Source organism: Bacteroides sp. D20, assembly GCF_003436255.1.
Classification (GTDB): Bacteria; Bacteroidota; Bacteroidia; order Bacteroidales; family Bacteroidaceae; genus Bacteroides; species Bacteroides uniformis.
This window is the reverse complement of the sequence record NZ_QSOO01000017.1, coordinates 74,565-95,107: the sequence shown is the minus strand read 5'-3', so window position 1 is coordinate 95,107 and position 20,543 is coordinate 74,565. Positions and strand designations below refer to the sequence as shown.

17 protein-coding genes are annotated in these 20,543 nt (G+C 49.0%); 6 read left to right on the top strand and 11 right to left on the bottom strand.

All coding sequences use genetic code 11. From position 1 onward, the window contains the following. The first annotated feature begins 148 nt into the window (after positions 1 to 148). From pth to DXD78_RS16525, 3 genes are read left to right on the top strand one after another with little or no spacing between them, the layout of a single operon-like run. Complete coding sequence (gene pth / locus DXD78_RS16535; RefSeq protein WP_005831801.1) at positions 149 to 712, top strand: aminoacyl-tRNA hydrolase; 564 nt, start codon at positions 149 to 151, stop codon at positions 710 to 712. Further along, positions 709 to 1,128, top strand: coding sequence for an RNA-binding S4 domain-containing protein (locus tag DXD78_RS16530; RefSeq protein ID WP_009038120.1), 420 nt, complete (start codon positions 709 to 711; stop codon positions 1,126 to 1,128). The genes pth and DXD78_RS16530 overlap by 4 nt, the downstream gene beginning before the upstream one ends. 16 nt (positions 1,129 to 1,144) lie before the next feature. Then, a complete protein-coding gene (locus DXD78_RS16525; protein WP_009038119.1) occupies positions 1,145 to 2,131 on the top strand; it encodes a Gfo/Idh/MocA family protein in 987 nt (328 codons plus the stop codon). Positions 2,132 to 2,190: 59 nt separating this feature from the next. On the opposite strand, the gene DXD78_RS16520 is transcribed toward DXD78_RS16525, so the two are convergent. From DXD78_RS16520 to DXD78_RS16495, 6 genes are all read right to left on the bottom strand, one after another. Further along, positions 2,191 to 4,464, bottom strand: coding sequence for a cation:proton antiporter (locus tag DXD78_RS16520; protein WP_009038118.1), 2,274 nt, complete (start codon positions 4,462 to 4,464; stop codon positions 2,191 to 2,193). A 176-nt stretch (positions 4,465 to 4,640) separates the two neighbouring features. Next, positions 4,641 to 5,789, bottom strand: a complete 1,149-nt coding sequence (gene hisB / locus DXD78_RS16515) for a bifunctional histidinol-phosphatase/imidazoleglycerol-phosphate dehydratase HisB (protein WP_009038117.1) — start codon at positions 5,787 to 5,789, stop codon at positions 4,641 to 4,643. 183 nt (positions 5,790 to 5,972) lie between these two features. Continuing rightward, complete coding sequence (gene hisC, locus DXD78_RS16510) at positions 5,973 to 7,013, bottom strand: histidinol-phosphate transaminase (RefSeq protein WP_008665401.1); 1,041 nt, start codon at positions 7,011 to 7,013, stop codon at positions 5,973 to 5,975. 66 nt (positions 7,014 to 7,079) lie between these two features. Beyond that, positions 7,080 to 8,378, bottom strand: a complete 1,299-nt coding sequence (gene hisD / locus DXD78_RS16505) for a histidinol dehydrogenase (RefSeq protein WP_009038116.1) — start codon at positions 8,376 to 8,378, stop codon at positions 7,080 to 7,082. 201 nt (positions 8,379 to 8,579) lie between these two features. Beyond that, positions 8,580 to 9,431, bottom strand: a complete 852-nt coding sequence (gene hisG, locus DXD78_RS16500) for an ATP phosphoribosyltransferase (protein WP_008665397.1) — start codon at positions 9,429 to 9,431, stop codon at positions 8,580 to 8,582. Positions 9,432 to 9,793: 362 nt separating this feature from the next. Then, positions 9,794 to 10,285, bottom strand: a complete 492-nt coding sequence (locus tag DXD78_RS16495; RefSeq protein WP_005832726.1) for a PaaI family thioesterase — start codon at positions 10,283 to 10,285, stop codon at positions 9,794 to 9,796. A gap of 160 nt (positions 10,286 to 10,445) precedes the next feature. Here DXD78_RS16495 and DXD78_RS16490 point away from each other — a divergent pair, with 160 nt between their 5' ends. Continuing rightward, a complete protein-coding gene (locus DXD78_RS16490; protein ID WP_005831819.1) occupies positions 10,446 to 11,549 on the top strand; it encodes a DUF4421 domain-containing protein in 1,104 nt (367 codons plus the stop codon). Between the two features lie 27 nt (positions 11,550 to 11,576). Here the strand turns inward: DXD78_RS16490 and DXD78_RS16485 are convergent, their stop codons facing one another. The 4 genes from DXD78_RS16485 to DXD78_RS16470 form a co-directional block, all read right to left on the bottom strand. After that, positions 11,577 to 12,239 carry a DUF2490 domain-containing protein gene (locus tag DXD78_RS16485; protein ID WP_005831821.1) on the bottom strand — a complete coding sequence of 221 codons (663 nt, stop codon included), beginning with the start codon at positions 12,237 to 12,239 and terminating at the stop codon, positions 11,577 to 11,579. Positions 12,240 to 12,463: 224 nt separating this feature from the next. After that, complete coding sequence (locus DXD78_RS16480; RefSeq protein ID WP_034529567.1) at positions 12,464 to 13,123, bottom strand: CatA-like O-acetyltransferase; 660 nt, start codon at positions 13,121 to 13,123, stop codon at positions 12,464 to 12,466. Between the two features lie 62 nt (positions 13,124 to 13,185). Continuing rightward, entirely contained in the window at positions 13,186 to 15,219 is a 2,034-nt protein-coding gene (locus tag DXD78_RS16475) for a cytochrome c biogenesis protein CcdA (protein WP_009038114.1), read from the bottom strand. Between the two features lie 17 nt (positions 15,220 to 15,236). After that, on the bottom strand, positions 15,237 to 15,545 hold the full coding sequence (locus DXD78_RS16470; protein ID WP_008665385.1) for a Dabb family protein: 309 nt from the start codon (positions 15,543 to 15,545) through the stop codon (positions 15,237 to 15,239). A gap of 102 nt (positions 15,546 to 15,647) precedes the next feature. On the opposite strand from DXD78_RS16470, the gene udk reads away from it, so the two are divergent. Both udk and DXD78_RS16460 read left to right on the top strand, forming a co-directional pair. Next, entirely contained in the window at positions 15,648 to 16,259 is a 612-nt protein-coding gene (udk, locus tag DXD78_RS16465; protein ID WP_005831829.1) for a uridine kinase, read from the top strand. Between the two features lie 55 nt (positions 16,260 to 16,314). Then, the gene (locus DXD78_RS16460) at positions 16,315 to 17,736 is read left to right on the top strand and encodes a transglycosylase SLT domain-containing protein (RefSeq protein WP_172679925.1); all 1,422 of its coding nucleotides are present in this window, start codon (positions 16,315 to 16,317) and stop codon (positions 17,734 to 17,736) included. A gap of 40 nt (positions 17,737 to 17,776) precedes the next feature. Here DXD78_RS16460 and metH read toward each other — a convergent pair whose 3' ends face one another. Continuing rightward, the gene (metH, locus tag DXD78_RS16455) at positions 17,777 to 20,542 is read right to left on the bottom strand and encodes a methionine synthase (protein WP_009038110.1); all 2,766 of its coding nucleotides are present in this window, start codon (positions 20,540 to 20,542) and stop codon (positions 17,777 to 17,779) included. Position 20,543 lies beyond the last annotated feature (1 nt).

Sequence of the window (20,543 nt, the reverse complement as noted above, 5' to 3'; positions counted from 1 at the left end):
CACGAGAGTGTATAATTCACCACAGATTACACAGATTAACACAGAATGAATTTAATGTACCGATAATCAAAGATGTCTATCTGTGCAAATCTGTGTAATCTGTGGTGAATACTAGTTTTAACACCCTCATAAACAGGAAGCACTGACTATGAAATATTTAATTGTAGGATTGGGCAATATCGGCCCCGAATATCACGAAACCCGCCATAACATCGGATTCATGGCAGTAGATGCTCTGGCCAAAGCAGCGGGTGCCACTTTTACCGACGGACGTTATGGTTTCACCACAACACTGTCAGTCAAGGGACGCCAACTGTTACTGCTGAAGCCTTCCACCTTTATGAACCTCAGCGGCAACGCCGTACGCTACTGGATGCAAAAGGAAAACATTCCATTGGAGAATGTGTTGGTAGTGGTAGATGACCTGGCACTGCCTTTCGGCACACTGCGCCTGAAAGGTAAGGGAAGCGATGCGGGACATAACGGCCTTAAGCATATTGCATCAACGCTGGGCACCCAGAATTATGCACGCCTGCGTTTCGGCATCGGCAATGACTTTCCCCGTGGTGGGCAGATTGACTATGTGCTGGGACATTTTACCGATGAAGATTGGAAAACAATGGGCGAGAGATTGGAAACAGCCGGAGAAATCATCAAAAGTTTCTGCCTGGCGGGAATAGATATCACCATGAATCAATATAACAAGAAATGAACGAAGCCAGAATTGACAAATGGATGTGGGCCGTGCGCATCTTCAAGACGCGTACCATAGCCGCCGAAGCCTGCAAAAAAGGGCGCATCAGCATCAACGGCGCACTGGCAAAGGCTGCCCGTACGGTGAAGCCGGGAGATGTCATCCAGGTGCGCAAGCCCCCCGTCACCTATTCCTTCAAAGTACTGCAAACCATCGAAAAGCGTGTCGGCGCAAAGCTTGTTGCCGAAATGATGGAGAATGTAACGACTCCGGAACAGTATGAACTGCTGGAGATGAGCCGTATTAGCGGTTTCGTCAACCGTGCCAAAGGTACCGGAAGACCAACGAAAAAAGACCGCCGGAGTCTGGAAGAATTTACAGAACCGGAATTTCTGGATGATTTCGACTTTGAATTCGATTTTGAGGAAGAGTAAAAATAAGGGAAAGATTATGAGCGAGAGAATAATTAAATGGGGATTCATCGGTTGCGGAGAAGTGACCAAATACAAAAGCGGACCGGCATTCCAGAAAATAGAGAACTCCGAAGTAGTGGCCGTCATGAGCCGAAATGGCGACAAGGCCAAAACCTACGCCAAGGAAAGAGGGATTCCTAAATGGTACGACGATGCCCAGGAGCTGATTGACGACGAAGAGGTGAACGCCGTGTACATTGCCACTCCTCCTTCTTCACATGCTACGTACGCCATCATGTCCATGAAGGCAGGTAAACCGGTCTACATAGAGAAGCCGATGGCTGTTACCTACGAAGAGTGCTGCCGCATCAACCGCATTTCCAAAGAAACGGGTGTTCCATGTTTTGTTGCGTACTACCGCCGCTATCTGCCCTACTTCCTGAAGGTAAAGTCACTGGTAGAGGAGGGACATATTGGCAACATCATCAACATTCAAATCCGCTTCGCCCAGCCTCCCCGCGACCTCGACCATAACAAGGAAAACCTGCCGTGGCGCGTGCAGCCGGACATTGCCGGCGGAGGATACTTCTATGACCTTGCGCCCCACCAGATAGACTTGCTGCAGGAAATCTTCGGATGTATCCTCGAAGCTAGCGGCTACAAGAGCAACCGTGGCAGACTATATCCTGCCGAAGACACCCTAAGCGCATGTTTCCAGTTTGACAGCGGACTAGTAGGCAGCGGCTCCTGGTGTTTCGTCGCCCACGAATCCGCCCGCGAAGACCGTATAGAAATCATTGGAGACAAAGGCATGATTTGTTTCTCCGTATTCACCTATGACCCCATTGCGCTGCACACAGAAAGAGGGCGTGAGGAAATCATTGTCGAAAATCCCACCTACGTCCAGCAACCGCTTATACAGGCAGTGGTAGACCACCTGCTGGGCAAGTCAGTCTGCGGCTGTGACGGTGAAAGCGCCACTCTGACTAACTGGGTAATGGACAAAATACTAAACAAGCTCTGATTAACGACTATGAAGGTGTGCCTAAAAACTATCAAGAAGTAAGATGCTTTTTTGTTTTGTCACACCTCCATGTCGAAACCTTCGCCTTTCTGACTGACTAATTCGTACACATCGGCACTCTCGCCTACAACCCATACCACATCGCCTTCTACAAAAGGTTCATGCGGGTCGGGAGCATGCAGGGTCTCCCCTCCCCGCTCCACACCGGCAATCAGGCAGTGATACTTCTCGCGTATCCCTGCTTCCTTCAGGGTCTTGTTCAGGAAAGGAGACTGCCCGTCCACACAGAACTGGCGTAGAATCATCTCGCTCTTCTCTATCACATCCGTATTCATGGCAGACACCTTATCCATCTCCTTGCCGAAGATGTTCAGTTCCTCGTCCGTGGCAATCACTTGTATCTTGTCCTGCGGGAAAAGGCGGACAGACGCTCCGGGAATATTAATCCGTTTCTTGCCCCGAAGGATGGAGACCACATGGATGCCGTATTTCTTTCCGAAATTCAGCTCCGCCAATGTCCTGCCCACCCATGCCGACTCGCCGGGGATTTCAAAATCCGTCAGGTGCAGGTCGCGCGACAGCAGACGCCCCGCATACTCCGGTTTCTTCTCTCCCATATACTCGGCACGCATGTCGCGGTACCGCAGATTCTGGAAGAATGTCCTCTCTATCATGATGGACTGCTTCTTCAACTGGCGGGAGAGTATCATTAAAGTCACCAGCAACACCGCCACTCCAAATACCAGTCCCACAGACATCTTGAATAAACCGGCTATAACGAACATGACAAACGAAACACCCAGCAGCAGACGCAGTACAATGGTAGCCACCAACGGCGCCCGGTTTCCACGGTTATCTTTCCATAAAGTCACGAACTCCTCCGAATGATTCTTTTTAATCATGATAGCACGCAGAAACGGAGCTATACACAGAATGATGATAAAGGCAGCCAACAAAGAGCCCCATACCCCGGGCAGACTGTCGTGCACGAAAGGCACCAGAAAACGGAACGCCAAAGCTATCACCGCCACGCAAATGATAGAATATACAACCGTAATCCTGACTAGTGCAAATATCAGTTTCTTCCACAGACTTTCATGGTTCATCGTCTGCGAACCTGAAGCATAACGGGTCAAGAACTTTCTCCATTTTTCCGGCAAATGCGTATCCACAAGATTGGAAGCGGGGTCTGCCAAACGAATCATATAAGGAGTGAGGAAAGTGGTGATGACAGACACCGCCACCACAATAGGATATAAGAAATGGCTGGTGACATGCAGCGACACGCCCAGCGAAGCTATGATAAAGGCAAACTCACCGATTTGCGTCAAGCTGAAACCGCACTGCATGGCTGTCTTTAGCGGTTGCCCCGCCAGCAGCACACCCAGCGTCCCGAAAAGGGATTGCCCGAGGATAACCGCTAAAGTAATCACGACAATAGGTCCCGCATACTCCACAATCATGGCTGGGTCTACCATCATGCCGACCGATACGAAGAAGATGGCGCCAAACAAGTCCTTGACCGGCTTCACCAGCCGTTCTATGCTCTCTGCCTCTACCGTTTCGGCAAGAATGGAACCCATGATGAAGGCACCGAAAGCAGCCGAGAACCCCGTATGTGCAGCCATCACCACCATGCCGAAACAGAGTCCGAGAGAGACTATCAGCAAGGTTTCCTCGCTCATCAGCTTCCGGCACCGCTTCAACAATCCGGGGATGAGGTAAATACCCACCACGAACCAAAGTATCAAGAAGAACAGCAGTTTGGCAATGCTCCCCAGCATCTCCGTACCCTCGAAGTTATGGCTGACTGCCATCGTGGAGAGCATCACCATCAATACGATGGCAAGAATATCCTCCAGAATAAGCACACTGAGTACCAGCCCCGTGAACTGTTTCTTGCGCATCCCCAAATCATCAAACGCCTTATAGATAATAGTGGTGGATGACATGGCAATCATACCGCCCAGAAAGATACAGTCCATCCGTTTCCAGCCGAAACCGGTACCTACCGTCACACCCAACAATATCATACAAAAGATGATGGTACACGCAGCAATAATCGCCGCGCCTCCCACCTTCACAATCTTCTTGAAGCTGAATTCCAATCCCAGTGCAAACAGCAGGAAGATAACGCCTATATCCGCCCAGGTCTGTATATTAGCCGTGTCCATCACCGACGGTGTATAGGCCATGTGAGGGCTGGCAAGGAATCCTGCAACTACATATCCTAATACCAGCGGTTGCTTCAACTTCTTAAAAAGCAGGGTCATAATCCCCGCACAAATCAATATCAGAGCTAAATCAGCTATCAAAGGGGCTAAATGTGACATAACACTACTTATCTATTAATCAGAGACATACAACTGCAAAACTCTGCAATACATTTGCAGTAGCTCTGCAATACATCTGCAGTGGCTCTGCAAAAGCCTTGCAGCGTCACTGCAACTGCTTTGCAGCAGCACTGCAAAAGGTATGCAGTAACTTTGCAGCAGTTGTCTGCACGATTCTACAACACTCCTTTCGAGCTTGGCAGTTCAAAGTGATAAATATCCCTCTTCACCGCCATCTTCAGCGCACGTGCCAACGCCTTGAAGATGCCCTCTATCTTATGATGTTCGTTCTGTCCTTCGGCTTTTACATTAAGATTCATCCGGGCAGCATCGCTCAAGGACTTGAAGAAATGCAGGAACATTTCCGTCGGCATATCTCCCACCTTCTCGCGCTTGAACTCGGCATCCCATACCAGCCACGGGCGTCCGCCAAAGTCAAGGCACACTTGGCAAAGACAATCGTCCATAGGAAGGGCATAGCCATAGCGTTCAATGCCCCGCTTGCTTCCTAAGGCCTGATAAAGGCAGTCGCCCAGAGCAAGGGCGGTATCTTCGATGGTGTGATGCTCGTCCACTTCAAGGTCACCTTTCACACGGATGGTGAGGTCCATGCCGCCGTGCTTGCCTATCTGTTCCAACATGTGGTCGAAGAAGCCCAGTCCGGTCGCGATGTCACAATGCCCGTCACCATCCAGATTCAAGGATACGTATATATCTGTCTCCTTGGTAGTGCGACGTACTTCCGCCGTACGCTCACCGGCAAAGAGGAATTCGGCAACCTTATCCCAATCCCTGGTGGCGAGGGCGCAGTAATCTTCAAGTCCGTCACAAGCGGCACCGCCACCTTCGGAAACGGGTTTCAATGACGCCGTGTCATCTTGCAGAAGAATGGCGCGGCAGCCCAGATTCTTTGCCAGTTCCACATCCGTAGGCCGGTCGCCAATGACGAAACTGTGGGACAAATCGTAGTCCGGGTTATCGAGGTATTTGGTAAGCATTCCGGTACGCGGCTTGCGAGTCGGTGCATTGTCGTCGGGCATGCTGCGGTCTATGCAGATGTCGTCGAAGGTGATGCCTTCGCCTTCCAATGTCTTCATCATCAGGTTGTGTGCCGGCCAAAAGGTCTCTTCCGGAAAGGAAGTTGTGCCGAGCCCATCCTGATTGGTCACCATTACAAAATCAAAATCCAGCTTGCTGCGGATGAAGCCAAGATTGCGCATCACTTTCGGATAGAACTCCAGCTTCTCCAGGGAGTCCAGCTGATAATCAATGGGCGGCTCAATGACTAAAGTCCCGTCACGGTCTATAAAAAGTAGTTTCTTCATTTTAAAGGATATTTTTTTGAGGGAATAAAGGGAGTTATCGGGAGTTAGAAGGAGGCAGAAGGAGTTAGAGGAGTTAGAGGCCGGTAGTTTTGCTTGCATAAGCATTACTTGTATAGAACAGCAGTATCGGCCTTTAACTCCCTTTTAATCCCTTTACCCCCCTTTTACTCCCTTTAACTCCTTCTACATATATTCCTTCAGCGCTTCAATCAATTTTTCATTCTCTCCTCTCGTTCCCACCGTCACCCGCAGGCAATTTCCGCAGAGTGACACGGAGTTACGGTTGCGGACAATGATACCCTTGCCTACCAGATAATTGTAAATCTTCACGGCATCCGTCACACGGGCCAGGAAGAAATTGGCATGGGAAGGGAACATCTTCACCGTACATGGCAGTGCGGCGAACTCGGCTTCCAGATTCTCCCGTTCTTCTTTCAAGGTCTTCACCCAACGTTCTATTTCATAATAGCGGTGAAGCATTTCCACTGCCTGCTTCTGTGTCAGCTGGTTCACGTTATAGGGATATTTTATCTTACTGAGGATGCCGATAATCTCCGGTGAGGCAAATGCCATGCCCAGACGGATGGCAGCACATCCCCATGCTTTGGAGAAGGTTTGCAGTACAATGAGATTCGGATACCGATTCAAATTTTCGAGGAAGGAAGGTGCTTCGGAGAAGTCATTGTATGCCTCATCCAGTATCACCAACCCATCAAACTGGCGAATCAGCGTTTCAATCTCGCTACGGAGCAGGTCATTGCCGGTAGGATTGTTGGGAGAGCAGATAAAAATCAGTTTGGTATGCTCATCCGCAGCAGCCAAAAGCTTGTCGGCAGAGAACTGGAAATCCTCATCGAGCAGCACCTTGCGGTACTCCACATCATTAACGTCGGCACAGACTTGATACATGCCGTAGGTAGGGTCGATAGCCACTACATTGTCCACACGGGGTTCACAAAAAGCACGGAACACCAAATCGATAGCTTCGTCACTGCCATTCCCTAAGAAGATGGAATCGGGACTCACCTTTTTAATTTTAGACAATTCTGTCTTTAACTCCCGCTGCATGGGGTCGGGATAACGGTTGTGCGGCATGTTATAAGGATTCTCGTTTGCATCGAGAAAAACGGATGCCGCAGCACCATTATATTCATCACGTGCTGAAGAATAAGGCTTCAGACGCCAGATATTCGGACGGGTAAGTTCTTGTAATGTTTTCACCATGTTATTTATGATTTGACAATTTACGATTAAAATTACTTTAAGCCATCAGCTCTCAATTTTCAACTTTCAATTTCCATTTCCATTTTCCAACTGCCCCAGTCTCACACTCACAGCATTCTTATGCGCATCCAGCTGTTCATTGGCAGCCATCAGCTCGATGGCAGGGCCGATGATATTTAATCCTTCCGGCTTTATCTCCTGAAAAGTTATCTTGCGGATAAAGCTGTCGAGGCTGACACCGCTGTATGCTTTGGCATAGCCGTTTGTCGGCAGGGTATGGTTTGTGCCCGAAGCATAATCTCCCGCACTCTCCGGAGTAAGAGAACCCAGGAATACGGAACCGGCATTCACGATACGTTCTGCCACGGAAAGATAATCCTCGGTTTCTATGATAAGATGTTCGGGAGCATACGCGTTGGTCAATTCAATGGCTTCTGTCATGCTGTCCACTACAATCAGTTTGCTATTGGCAAGAGACTTTTCGGCAATCTCTTTACGTGGCAGTAAGGCCAGTTGGCGTTCCACTTCCACCTTTACAGCTTGTTGCAATTCGACAGAGGTCGTAATTAATATAGCCTGACTGTCCACTCCGTGTTCTGCCTGGCTCAACAAGTCGGCGGCGACAAAAATCGGATTAGCTGTTTCGTCAGCCAAAACTTCTACTTCCGAAGGTCCTGCCGGCATATCTATCGCCACATCACGCAAGCTCACAAGCTGTTTGGCAGCCGTGACATACTGATTTCCCGGACCGAATATCTTGTAAACCTTAGGCACACTTTCCGTTCCGTATGCCATAGCGGCAATGGCTTGTATGCCGCCAGCTTTGAAAATCCGGTTGACACCTGCCACTTTTGCGGCAAACAGCACAGCGGGATGTACCTTTCCGTCACGTCCCGGAGGGGTGCAGAGAACAATCTCCTTGCATCCGGCAATCCTGGCGGGAACGGCCAGCATCAGTACCGTAGAAAACAGCGGAGCCGTTCCTCCGGGGATATACAATCCCACCTTTTCTATGGCAACCGCTTTCTGCCAGCAGGTCACCCCCGGCTGAGTCTGCACTTTCTTGCCCTCAAAGCGTTGTGCGGCGTGGAAAGTCTCGATGTTCTGCTTTGCCAGGCGAATAGCTGCTTTCAAGTCTTCACTCACCAGGTTTTCCGCTTCCTGCTGTTCCTCTTCCGACACTGCCAGCGAGGCCAACACCACTTTATCAAACTTTTCTTCATAATCCAGCACAGCAGGGTCTCCCTCCTCCTTCACACGGTCAATAACACTCCGCACCGTATCAAACAGATTCTCCGTATTCATCACCGGACGTTTCAGAATCTCTTGCCACTGGGATTTATCGGGATTACTAATCAATATCATAATGACATGTTTTTAAAGATTTATGCATAAACCATGATATTATTGGAGGTGTGTCAAAACTCTCTGAAGACTTTCTTTTAGGCGCTGATTACGCGGATTTCACGGATTTATTTTACCGATTCCGCGCTATTTCGCGTAATTCGTACCTAATGTCGTAACATAAAGAAAGCGTTTATATACTTTTGACACATCCTCGAGGCTTTAAATTATCATTTTCTCAATCGGCAGCACCAGAATGCCTTCTGCCCCCAGCGCTTTCAGCTTTCCGATAATCTCCCAGAAACACTTCTCGTCGAGTACCGTATGTACCGAGCACCAGCCTTCTTGTGCCAAAGGCATTACCGTGGGGCTCTTCATGCCCGGAAGTACAGAGACAATCTCATCCAGTTTCTCTTTCGGGGCATTCATCAGCACATATTTCTTATCTTCGGCAGTCTTCACGGCATCCATACGGAACAACAGCTCCCTCAATATCCCTTGCTTTTCCTCGCTCAGGTTCCTGTTACCAATCAGCAGGGCTTCGGACTTCATCACAACCTCCACTTCCTTCAGGCGGTTGCTCACCAGCGTAGAACCGGAACTTACAATATCGAAAATGGCATCTGCCAGACCGATGCCCGGCGCCACTTCTACCGACCCCGTAATGACGTGTATCTCCGCATTCACCCCATTCTCTTTCAAAAAGCCGGAAAGGATACCCGGATAAGATGTCGCAATCTTCTTTCCGTGAAACCACTTCACCCCCGGATACTCAATATCCTTCGGCATGGCAAGAGACAGACGGCATTTGCTGAATCCCAGACGCTTGATTATCTCTGCATCCTCATTCTTCTCAACAAATTCATTCTCACCCACAATTCCTATATCAGCCACTCCGGTAGCCACAGACTGCGGAATGTCGTCATCCCTCAGAAACAACACTTCAAGAGGAAAGTTTGACGACTGCACCAACAACGAGCGCTTCATGGCACTCAACTTTATATCCGATTCTCCCAAAAACGACATGGTCTCGTCATACAGACGACCCTTAGCTTGTACTGCAATTCTTAACATAAGGTTATTTACTATTTTACGATTTACTATTTACTATTTTGAATGAGATGACAGAAAACAAAACGAGGCTTACCAATATTCGGCAAGCCTCGTCTGTTATGTCATCTGTTGTACATATACACTCATACGCCCACCGAGTTATTCGTTAGGATGATGATGGTGATGATGTGCAACGATATTCTTCATATTTTTTGGATTTTAATGCGACAAAAGTAAACTAAAAGTTTGAAACTCCAAAAGATTTATCACAAAAAGTTTATTTTTTCTTTCAAATTCATCTTAGTTCACCACAGATTACACAGATTTGCACAGATTATTTTTATTCCAATCTATGCAAATCTGTGTAATCTGTGGTGAAACAATTAAATCAACGGCAATATTTCCTCCTGCTCTACTTCGCAGCTATGGAAATGCATTTCCGCTTCCGCCTTCTCCTTCGGAAAGGTAAAGTAGGTGCAAGTGGCTTCTGTGCAAAGTTCGCCCATGCTATTATACAGGCGTGCTTCTATGATAGCAATATTCCGCTTCTGCTCGCGAAGCGAAGCCCGCAGCACCACATGCGTGTCGTTGGTCGATATGGATTTGCGGAAGCGGGTTTCCATTTTCGATGTCACCCCGCCGGTCTGCAGCTTGCGGAACACGACCCAGCCGCAGATTTCATCCAGCAATACGGACTGGATGCCTCCATGCAACGTATTCAGCCACCCTTGATACTCCGGACGCGGCTTCCAGATGCTCACCACCTCGTCACCGTCCTCATAAAACTCCATTCTCACACCGGCTTCATTGTCGGGAGAGCAACCGAAACAGTTGTAGCCCTCCATATCTTTCCACGGATTGATAATCTTCTTCATATCGTATTCTTCTTTATCTGGTTTTGATTCATAAAGTCTCTCAATAAGACGTTCAATATTAGTCATTCCGATTGAGAACTACAAATTATTGATGCCTTTTTCAGAGAAAAATTAGCGGGATACTGTTCAAAAACCGGTTATTTTATTTAGCTTTGTATAAATGAGAGAGAACAACAAGATGCAAAGAGGGGCCTTTTTCTGCTTATGGATATTATTTACATTCTCATTGTTTGCGCAAAACAAGGAGAACGGTTCTGTCGCATGCGACAGCATCGTATATAAAAACACCTTCGGAAAAGCATTGAAGAAATTCCTCAACTTCAGCGACTTCGACACTACCTATATCAGTCCCAACCGATACAATTACGCCCTGATGCTCGACCATTTCACCAATTACGAGTATTACTCCGTGGGCAATGACGACCAGCGGCTCCGTTTCTCGCCCAACCCTCACAACAAGATAGGCGCTTACTTCGGATGGCGTTGGATATTCCTGGGATGGGCTGTCGATACGGACTGGCTCTACGGAAAGAAAAGCAAGAAAAAGCGCGGTACGGAGTTTGATCTCAGTCTTTACAGTTCCAAACTGGGAGTCGACATTTTCTATCGCAGCACCGGAAACGACTATAAGATACACAAGGTATCCGGCTTTTCCGACGAGATTCCCTCCAATTATTCCGAAGACTTCAACGGATTGAAAGTAAAGATGAAGGGATTAAATCTGTATTACATTTTCAACAATCGACGTTTCTCCTATCCAGCCGCCTTCAGCCAGTCCACCAACCAGCGCTGCAATGCAGGTTCTTTCATTGCCGGATTCTCCGTATCCACCCACAATCTGAACTTCGACTATACCAAGCTGCCCGAAATCATTCAGGAAACCATGAACCCGGGTATGAAGGTGAAACATATCAAATACACGAACATCAGCCTCAACGCCGGCTATGCCTACAATTGGGTGTTTGCCCGCAACTGCCTCGCATGCCTGTCGTTCAATCCGGCTGTCGCCTACAAGACATCACGCATAGAGAAGACAGAAGAGCGGGAAGCGGACGACTGGTACAAGAATTTCAATATCGACTTCATTCTGCGTGCAGGTGTGGTATACAACAACAGCAAATACTTCGTGGGTACCTCATTCGTAGGACGGACATACGACTACTACAAAAACAGTTTCTCCCTGAACAACGGGTTCGGCACCCTCCAAATATATGCCGGATTCAACTTTTATCTGAAAAAGGAGTACCGGAAGAACAAAAAGTAAAAAAAGGCTTTCAGCCCTCATCTCCCCTCAAAAGCTATAAACACACTCCACCCCTACTATATCCTTCCGCTTATCCTTCTCCCATTGCCTGCAATAGAAGATGTCCGCCTCCCAGCGCTCGGACAAGGGCAACGTAATACCCCCACGATAGCGCATCCGCTTTACTCCGAAGTGCTCTGTCTTATTCAAACCATTATACATCTCGGCCGAAGCATACGGTTCCAGCTTGCACTTCGGAATGTCATAGGCAAACTTCGCACGCGAGCGCAAGCGGAACTCATCTCTATGCCCATCGAACGTATGCTGAAAGCGCTCACGCAAGGACAGTTTCACCCTTTGCACACGGGCAGACAGAGTGCCTTCCAAACGGTAGCGGTGCCGGAACTTCCAGCCATCTGCCCCCCGATTGCGGTAATGCGTCTCATACCCAGCTCCAAGCTTCAGGAAAGGCAACAGCTTATAGCTTCCCCCCACCTTCAGCCCCCACCGGTCTGTCTTTCCCAAATCATCCTTTGTACGCCACTCCAGCCCACCGGAAACAGTAAATGCTGGCTTCAACTTATATTCGAAACCGGCATTCGCCCAAGTGGCAAAATCCTTCTCCTGCGCCCGCAGGGAAAAAGACGAAACAACCCATAGAACTATCGGCAAAACAAGTACTTTCGTGCATGAAGATATATTACTTACCATACGCTTATTCTGTTAAAGTGTCAAAGGTAAGGATAAATTCTGTAACAATTCTGTAATACTACAAATCTTGTCTGCACATTTCCGATTTTTCAATGATACTTAAAAAACAGAAACCGAGATACAAAAAACAACTCAAAGTTGCCATATATGTATGGCATCATATATATTTGTAGCATGAAAAAACACCCTTATAAGCGTTTCATAGATTATTTATTTGGGGTGATTCATTTATGTGAAATCTCTTTCAAATACTCCTCCACCTTTCCGAAGAAGGAGGTCAAATGAGAACCGTCGACAAAAGCATGGTTCACATAGATGGAAAGAGGAAATACCAGACGACCTTCGCGGGATACAGCCTTGCCGGCAGTCATCAACGGATAACTGCAACCGTTGCCTGCTTCGGCAAGTGTATAGGTTATCGAGGTGAAATACATTTTGGGAACCGCACTCAGATGGACCACATCGTAATCGCCTTGCTCGGCAAGAATCTTTTCGGCTCCATAAGGGTCACCGTCCTCGGGCATGTTTGTTATCAAGGCGTAGGCTTCGGCATAGAAACGTTCAAAGTCTTCGTAATAGGGAATGCGCACGGTATAGAATGTTTTCCCAGGAACGGCTATCGGAGAAATGATGTCCACCCGGTCGTGAAAAACAACCCGGCCTTCCTTGTCGGTACGGTAACGGAGTTCATCGACTTCATTGGCCGAACGCACCACAGCATACAGATAATAAAGGAAAAAGGAGCGCTTTGCAGCCCGGGCTGCAGCACTGGCTTCCGTGCAGTCAATCTCTGTGGTGACGGAATACCAGGAATTTACAAAATTGCGGAAAAAGCCGTAGTTATCCCGGCGTTCCCAAGCATCAATGTCTATAATGTGTTTCATACAAAAAGGGGATTTAGTGAAAAAAGGATGCCTTTTTACAAGCATCCTTTTTCCAGTTCTATTTATTTCTCTTTCTTATAATTCTCCAGTCCGGTCTGCAGGAACTCGATATACTTAGGTATATCCTCGTCGTAGGAGTAGGACTTGTTGAGCGGCTTGCCTTCGTTGTCAATCAGCACGTAGAAGGGCTGCGCATTGGCGCCGAACTTGACACGCTGCAGATAGCTCCATTTGTCGCCTACGGTGCGCAGCGTGCGTTCCGTGCCGTTCTCCACAATCTTCACGGGAGAAGGAAGCGGGGTCTTGTTGTCCACGTAGAGCGTGATAAGCACATAGTCGTTGTTGATGATGTCGCTCACCTTCGGGTTGGTCCATACGGCAAGCTCCATCTTACGACAGTTCACGCAGCCGTAGCCGGTGAAGTCGAGCATCACGGGCTTGCCATGCTGGCGGGCATACTCCATACCGAGGTCGTAATCGTCGAACCTGGCATGCACCTCATTATTGTAAAGGTTGAAATCCTGCGTCTGCATGGGCGGCGCAAAGGCACTGACCGCCTTCAACGGCGCTCCCCACAAACCGGGAACCATATACACCGCAAACGCCAGCGAGGCCAACGCCATGAAGAAACGGGGCACGCTGACCTTCGTATCGTCATCATCGTGCGGGAACTTGATTTTGCCCAACAAGTAGAAACCAAGCAGTGCAAAAAGTACAATCCACAAAGCAAGGAACGTTTCACGGTCGAGGATGCGCCAGCCGTAAGCCAAATCGGCCACCGAAAGGAATTTCAGGGCAAAGGCCAGCTCCAGGAAGCCGAGCGTCACCTTGATGATGTTCATCCATCCACCGGACTTGGGCATGGACTTCAGCCAGGACGGGAACAGGGCAAACAGCGTGAAAGGCAATGCCAAAGCTATGGCAAAGCCCAGCATGCCGATGGCGGGAGCCACCACGCTGCCCGTCGTGGAAACCTGCACCAGCAGGAATCCGATAATGGGTCCCGTGCAGGAGAAAGATACCAGCGACAAGGTAAATGCCATCAGGAAGATGCTGAGCAAACCGCTTGTCGCCTCGGCCTTGCTGTCTACAGCCGTACTCCACTTGGAGGGCAACGTTATCTCGAACGCTCCGAAGAAGGAAGCCGCAAACACCACCAGCATCAGGCAGAAAAGGATATTGAATACTGCATTCGTAGAGAGTGCGTTCAGTGCGCTGGCTCCGAAAATCAGCGTAATGGCCAGTCCGAGCGTCACATAAATCACTACGATGGAAGCACCATACGTCCATGCATCACGGATGCCTTTCTTCTTATCCTTGCTACGCTTCAAGAAGAAGCTGACAGTCATCGGGATGATGGGCCATACACAAGGGGTGAAGAGCGCTAACAGTCCGCCGGCAAATCCGGTAATAAAGATATAAATCCAGGACATATCCTCCTGCGAAGTAGTTTCGCCCAAAGATTGCAATTCATTGATGACCGGCTTCCAGAGGTCCACCTTGTCCGTCACATTGATTTCCGTCGGCCCGTCCGCACCGCCAATAGCAGCCACAGAAACCGTATCGGCGGCAGTCTCCTGCTCTGCGGACTGTGTTTCGGCTTTCATTTCAGCCGTAGCGGCAGCAGCTTCTTTGGCAGCCCCTTCTACCTTACCGGAGAATTGGAAAGGCACTTGTGTGGGCGGCAGACAATTTTCATCGTTGCAAGCGCCATACTCCAGATATCCTTCCAGCTGATAGGCACCACCCGTCAATTTTAGCTTCTGCACAAATTGGGCCGTATTTTCAAAATAGCGCACCTTCATTTCGAACAACTTATCGAAAGTAGAGATTTCCTTGCCTACGGGCTTCAGTTTGCCAACCACTTCCGCTCCGAATATTTTCTCCACATTGAAAGTCGCCGAGATAGGCCCTCCATCGCCCAAGTCGGTGGAATAGACATGCCAGCCCTTGTCAATAGCAGCCGTAAAAACGACCTCCGCTTCATCGGCAGCCAAAATCTTCAGTTCGGAATTGAACTTGACGGGGTCTTGTATCTGTGCCTGCACCGCCACAGCGAAGAGCAACAGAACGAAAGGGAACAGTAATTTCTTCATGTTCTCTGATTTAATTTTTAATTTTCAATTATCTCGTAGTCCACGCAGGCACGGCTCTCTTTCACAGCAGCGATAAGCTTGCCGGCAGCTACATGGTCGGGATGGGTAGCATAGTATTTCACGTCATCCAACGTATCGAACTCACTGTAAAGAGCGATGCTCCAAGCCTCGGCAGGATTGATGTTCAATCCGACTTCAATCTTGCGGATAACGGATATTTTAGCCGGAAGCGCTTCGATAGCTGCCTTGAAACTGTTCATCGCAGCCAACTTTTCGTCAGCCGGTGCCTCATCTTTTAACTTAAATAATACAATGTGCTTTACCATAACTTTGCCATTTAAATGATTTATCACTATATTTGTCAGCCTAAGCGGCTGTTTTAACAACTGCAAAAATACTGGTTTTGTTTCAAATATACACTTAAACGGATGTTAATAATAGGAATTGCAGGCGGAACCGGCTCGGGAAAGACCACCGTCGTACGTAAAATTATCGAAAGCCTACCGGCTGGTGAAGTGGTATTGTTGCCACAAGACTCTTACTACAAGGACAGCAGCCATGTGCCCGTGGAAGAACGGCAGAACATCAACTTCGACCATCCCGACGCTTTCGAGTGGAGCCTTCTTTCCAGGCATGTCGCCATGCTGCGCGAAGGAAGAAGCATAGAACAGCCCACCTACTCATACCTGACGTGTACCCGGCAGCCCGAAACCATCCATATCGAGCCCCGGGAAGTCATCATCATAGAAGGTATCCTTGCCTTGTGCGACAAGAAGCTGCGAAGCATGATGGACCTCAAGATATTTGTAGACGCTGACCCCGACGAACGCCTAATTCGTGTAATCCAGCGTGACGTGGTGGAACGCGGACGCACGGCCGAAGCCGTCATGGAGCGCTATACACGCATACTAAAACCCATGCACCAGCAATTCATAGAGCCCTGCAAACGATACGCCGACCTCATTGTGCCGGAAGGCGGAAACAACCAGGTGGCCATTGATATATTGACCATGTACATCAAGAAGCACTTGGGGAGTTAATTTGTAATGGAGAATTGATAATGGAGGATTAAGAACGCACTAAACCCTATGAGATATGAACAGCCTGTTTTCTTTCGCCAGACATAAATCATCCATTATCAATTCTCCCGTCCCAATTATCTTGCTGTTGTTGTTGTGCTGCATCGCAGGATGCCGTGGAGGACATCCTGCCGAAAAAGAAGAAGCGGATGACCTGCAACAGATAAAGGACAGCGGAGAACTGGTCGTATTGACACTGTACAGTTCCACTTCCTACTTCATCTACCGTGGCCAGGACATGGGATTCCAGTATGAGCTGAGCGAACAGTTTGCCAAGAGCCTGGGAGTGAAGCTGAGAATAGAGGTAGCCCGGAATGTGCACGAACTCATAGAGAAGTTGCTGGCAGGCAAGGGAGACCTCATAGCCTACAACCTTCCCATCACCAAGGAATGGAAAGACAGCCTGCTTTATTGCGGCGAAGAGGTCATCACGCACCAAGTCATCGTGCAACGTAACGGCGGACGCACCAAACCACTGAAAGACGTAACGGAACTCATCGGGAAAGATGTATATGTGAAGCCCGGAAAATATTATGAACGGCTGGTCAATCTGGACGAAGAGCTCGGAGGAGGTATCCACATCCATAAAGTGACCAACGACAGTATCAGTGCAGAAGACCTCATCACCCAAGTGGCACAAGGGAAAATCCCCTATACCGTAGCAGACAATGATGTGGCACAGCTTAATACGACCTATTACCCCAACCTGAATATCGGACTCTCCATCAGCTTTGACCAGCGTGCATCGTGGGCAGTCCGGAAAGACTGTCCGCAACTGGCAGCCGCCGCCAACAAATGGCACGAGGAGAATATGACTTCACCTGCCTATACGGCAAGTATGAAACGATATTTTGAAATCGGCAAGGCCATTCCCCACTCTCCTATCCTCTCCCTGCGCGAAGGAAAAATTTCCCATTACGATGATTTGTTCAAGAAATATGCTCCCAAGATAGACTGGGACTGGCGCCTGCTGGCGTCTCTGGCATATACTGAGTCCAACTTCGACTCCACCGCCGTATCCTGGGCCGGTGCCAGGGGGCTGATGCAACTGATGCCTGTCACAGCCAGGGCTATGGGGCTACCCGAAGGAAAGGAACAGAACCCTGAAGAGAGTATAAAGGCTGCCGTGAAATACATAGGCGCCACAGCCAAAAGTTTTTCCAAGATACCCCAGGAAGAACGCATCAACTTTGTGCTGGCATCTTATAATTCCGGTATCGGCCATGTGCTGGATGCCATGGCACTGGCCGAAAAATACGGCAAAAACAAATATGTCTGGCGTGATAATGTAGAAAACTTCATTCTGCTAAAAAGCAATGAGGAATACTTCACCGACCCCGTCTGCAAAAACGGCTATTTCCGTGGCATTGAAACTTATAACTTCGTAAGGGATATTACGTCACGCTTCGAGCAATACAAGAAGAAGATAAAAAAATAGGGATTAAGGATTAATCCCTAATCCTTATTTTCCTTCCTATTTAAAACAGATTCAGTTTGTTCTTTCTCGCTTCTTCCAGGGAAACGGTTGTCACTTGTTTCTCCCGGTTCTTTTCGCACAACTGCCGATACTTCTCATGCAGTTCTTCTTCCAGCTCCTCCTTTGTCTTAGGATTCATCAGCTTGGCTGCTACTGTAGCATTCTGTGAAGCGTCCTTCAGATGGATTACGGGAGCATGATAGACCGGAGCAATTTTCAGAGCTGTGTGAAGCGGTGAAGTCGTGGCACCACCTATCAGCAGAGGAACGTCCAGACCTGCCTTTTCCAGCTCAATGGCTACATGCACCATTTCATCCAGCGAAGGGGTTATCAAGCCACTCAATCCTATCATGTCTACCTTTTCCTCTATGGCATGCTGTACAATGGTTTCGGCAGGCACCATGACGCCAAGGTCTATTATTTCGTAGCCGTTGCATGCCATTACTACCGAGACTATATTCTTGCCAATGTCGTGCACATCACCTTTCACCGTAGCCAGTAGTACCTTCCCGGCAGCAGTCGCACCTTCTTCTTTCTCCGACTCGATTACGGGCTGGAGGATGGCAACCGCCCTCTTCATGGTGCGCGCCGTCTTCACTACTTGCGGCAGGAACATCTTGCCTGCCCCAAACAAGTCGCCGACATGATTCATGCCTGCCATCAACGGACCTTCAATGATGGAAACAGCCTTGGGATACAGCTTCAGCGCTTCGGCAAGGTCTTCTTCCAGATAATCGCCGATACCCTTTGTCAAGGCGTACTTCAACCGCTCTTCCACAGAAGTCTCCTCTCTCCAGGCAAGTTGGGAATGGGCGGCAGCCTGCCGCTCTCCTCCGGAAGTTTTTGCCGCCTCTGCTTCCGCTTTCAAGCGTTCGGCAGTTTCTATCAGGCGCTCAGCAGCATCGGGACGACGGTTCAAGACCACATCCTCTATGCGCTCCAATATATCAGCGGGAATATCGGTGTAAAGAACGGAGGTAGCCGGATTGACGATACCCATATCCATGCCCTCGCGGATGGCATAGTAAAGGAATACGGCATGCATCGCCTCGCGAATGTAATTATTGCCGCGGAAAGAGAAGGAAAGGTTACTCACTCCTCCACTGACATGCGCACCGGGCAGATTCTTGCGTATCCATCCGGTGGCACGGATAAAGTCTACAGCATAATTGTTGTGCTCGTCCATACCGGTTGCCACGGCAAGTACATTCGGGTCGAAAATTATATCATGGGGATTGAAACCTATCTTGTCCACCAAAAGACGGTATGCCCGTTCGCAGACCTCAATCTTACGTTCGTACGTGTCTGCCTGCCCTTTTTCATCAAAAGCCATCACCACGGTCGCCGCACCATATTGCTTGATGGTACGCGCATGCTCCAGGAATTTATCTTCCCCCTCCTTCAAGGAGATGGAGTTGACGATGGACTTGCCTTGCAAGCATTTCAATCCGGCCACAATCACTTCCCACTTAGAGGAGTCTATCATGACGGGAACACGGGCAATCTCCGGTTCCGAAGCTATCAGATGGAGGAAAGTCGTCATCTCTGTCCGGGCATCCAGCAGTCCGTCATCCATATTGATGTCGATGACCTGCGCACCGTCTTCCACCTGCCGGCGAGCGATGCTGAGCGCCTCGTCGTATTTCTTTTCATTAATCAGACGCAGGAATTTGCGCGAACCTGCCACATTGCAGCGTTCACCCACATTCACGAAGTTGTTTTCCGGCTTCACTTCCAGAAGTTCAAGCCCGGAGAGCCAAAGATTTTCCGGTCTGGGAACCGGCTGATGGGGCGTTGCACCGGCAATCAGCGAGGAGTACTCGGCAATGTAGGCATCTGTCGTTCCGCAACAACCACCGATAATATTCACCAATCCCTCATGGATATACTCTTTTACTTCATGTGCCATATCGGCAGGAGTCTGGTCGTATGTGCCCAAACTGTTGGGCAGTCCGGCGTTGGGATAAGCACTGATATAATAAGGTGCACGGACAGCAAGCTGCTCCAGGAAAGGTTTCAGCTGGCGGGCGCCAAAGGAGCAGTTCAACCCAACTGAAAAAATATCGGCATGTTGCACGGAGGCGAGAAAAGCATCCAAAGTTTGTCCCGACAGAGTACGCCCTCCAATATCAGAAACAGTCACAGAGAGCATCAAGGGTACATGAACTCCTACAGTTTCCATCGCCTGCCCGGCGGCAAAAATAGCAGCCTTGGCATTCAGCGTATCAAAAATGGTTTCTATCAGCAAAGCATCCACACCACCTTCGAGCAATGCTTCCATCTGCTCACGGTAGGCATCGGCCAGTTCATCGTAGCTCAAGGCACGAAAGGCCGGATTGTTCACATCGGGACTCATGGAGCAGGTCTTGTTCGTCGGTCCTACGGAGCCTGCCACAAAACGGGGTTTGTCGGGAGTAAGAGAAGTAAACTCATCTGCCACTTTGCGTGCCAGGCGCACTGCGGCAAGATTCATCTCACGCACATAGTCCTGCACATGATAATCGGCCATACTGACGCGGGTGGAACTGAATGTATTTGTTTCGATAATATCTGCACCTGCCGCCAGATACTTGCGGTGAATGTCTTGTATCACATCGGGGCGTGTCAGACAAAGCAAGTCATTGTTACCTTTCATCTGTCCGGGAATCTGCGAGAAGCGTTCACCCCGAAAATCTCCCTCTGTCAAGTTGTATTGCTGTATCATGGTGCCCATTGCACCATCCAAAATAAGGATGCGCTCACGCACCAAACTACCAAGTTTACTCATA

Excerpts from the sequence above, each read along its gene's own strand:
- pth (WP_005831801.1), top strand. The coding sequence starts at position 149 with ATGAAATATTTAATTGTAGGATTGGGCAATATCGGCCCCGAATATCAC.
- DXD78_RS16530 (WP_009038120.1), top strand. The coding sequence starts at position 709 with ATGAACGAAGCCAGAATTGACAAATGGATGTGGGCCGTGCGCATCTTC.
- DXD78_RS16525 (WP_009038119.1), top strand. The coding sequence starts at position 1,145 with ATGAGCGAGAGAATAATTAAATGGGGATTCATCGGTTGCGGAGAAGTG.
- DXD78_RS16520 (WP_009038118.1), bottom strand. The coding sequence starts at position 4,464 with ATGTCACATTTAGCCCCTTTGATAGCTGATTTAGCTCTGATATTGATT.
- hisB (WP_009038117.1), bottom strand. The coding sequence starts at position 5,789 with ATGAAGAAACTACTTTTTATAGACCGTGACGGGACTTTAGTCATTGAG.
- hisC (WP_008665401.1), bottom strand. The coding sequence starts at position 7,013 with ATGGTGAAAACATTACAAGAACTTACCCGTCCGAATATCTGGCGTCTG.
- hisD (WP_009038116.1), bottom strand. The coding sequence starts at position 8,378 with ATGATATTGATTAGTAATCCCGATAAATCCCAGTGGCAAGAGATTCTG.
- hisG (WP_008665397.1), bottom strand. The coding sequence starts at position 9,431 with ATGTTAAGAATTGCAGTACAAGCTAAGGGTCGTCTGTATGACGAGACC.
- DXD78_RS16495 (WP_005832726.1), bottom strand. The coding sequence starts at position 10,285 with ATGAAGAAGATTATCAATCCGTGGAAAGATATGGAGGGCTACAACTGT.
- DXD78_RS16490 (WP_005831819.1), top strand. The coding sequence starts at position 10,446 with ATGAGAGAGAACAACAAGATGCAAAGAGGGGCCTTTTTCTGCTTATGG.
- DXD78_RS16485 (WP_005831821.1), bottom strand. The coding sequence starts at position 12,239 with ATGGTAAGTAATATATCTTCATGCACGAAAGTACTTGTTTTGCCGATA.
- DXD78_RS16480 (WP_034529567.1), bottom strand. The coding sequence starts at position 13,123 with ATGAAACACATTATAGACATTGATGCTTGGGAACGCCGGGATAACTAC.
- DXD78_RS16475 (WP_009038114.1), bottom strand. The coding sequence starts at position 15,219 with ATGAAGAAATTACTGTTCCCTTTCGTTCTGTTGCTCTTCGCTGTGGCG.
- DXD78_RS16470 (WP_008665385.1), bottom strand. The coding sequence starts at position 15,545 with ATGGTAAAGCACATTGTATTATTTAAGTTAAAAGATGAGGCACCGGCT.
- udk (WP_005831829.1), top strand. The coding sequence starts at position 15,648 with ATGTTAATAATAGGAATTGCAGGCGGAACCGGCTCGGGAAAGACCACC.
- DXD78_RS16460 (WP_172679925.1), top strand. The coding sequence starts at position 16,315 with ATGAACAGCCTGTTTTCTTTCGCCAGACATAAATCATCCATTATCAAT.
- metH (WP_009038110.1), bottom strand. The coding sequence starts at position 20,542 with ATGAGTAAACTTGGTAGTTTGGTGCGTGAGCGCATCCTTATTTTGGAT.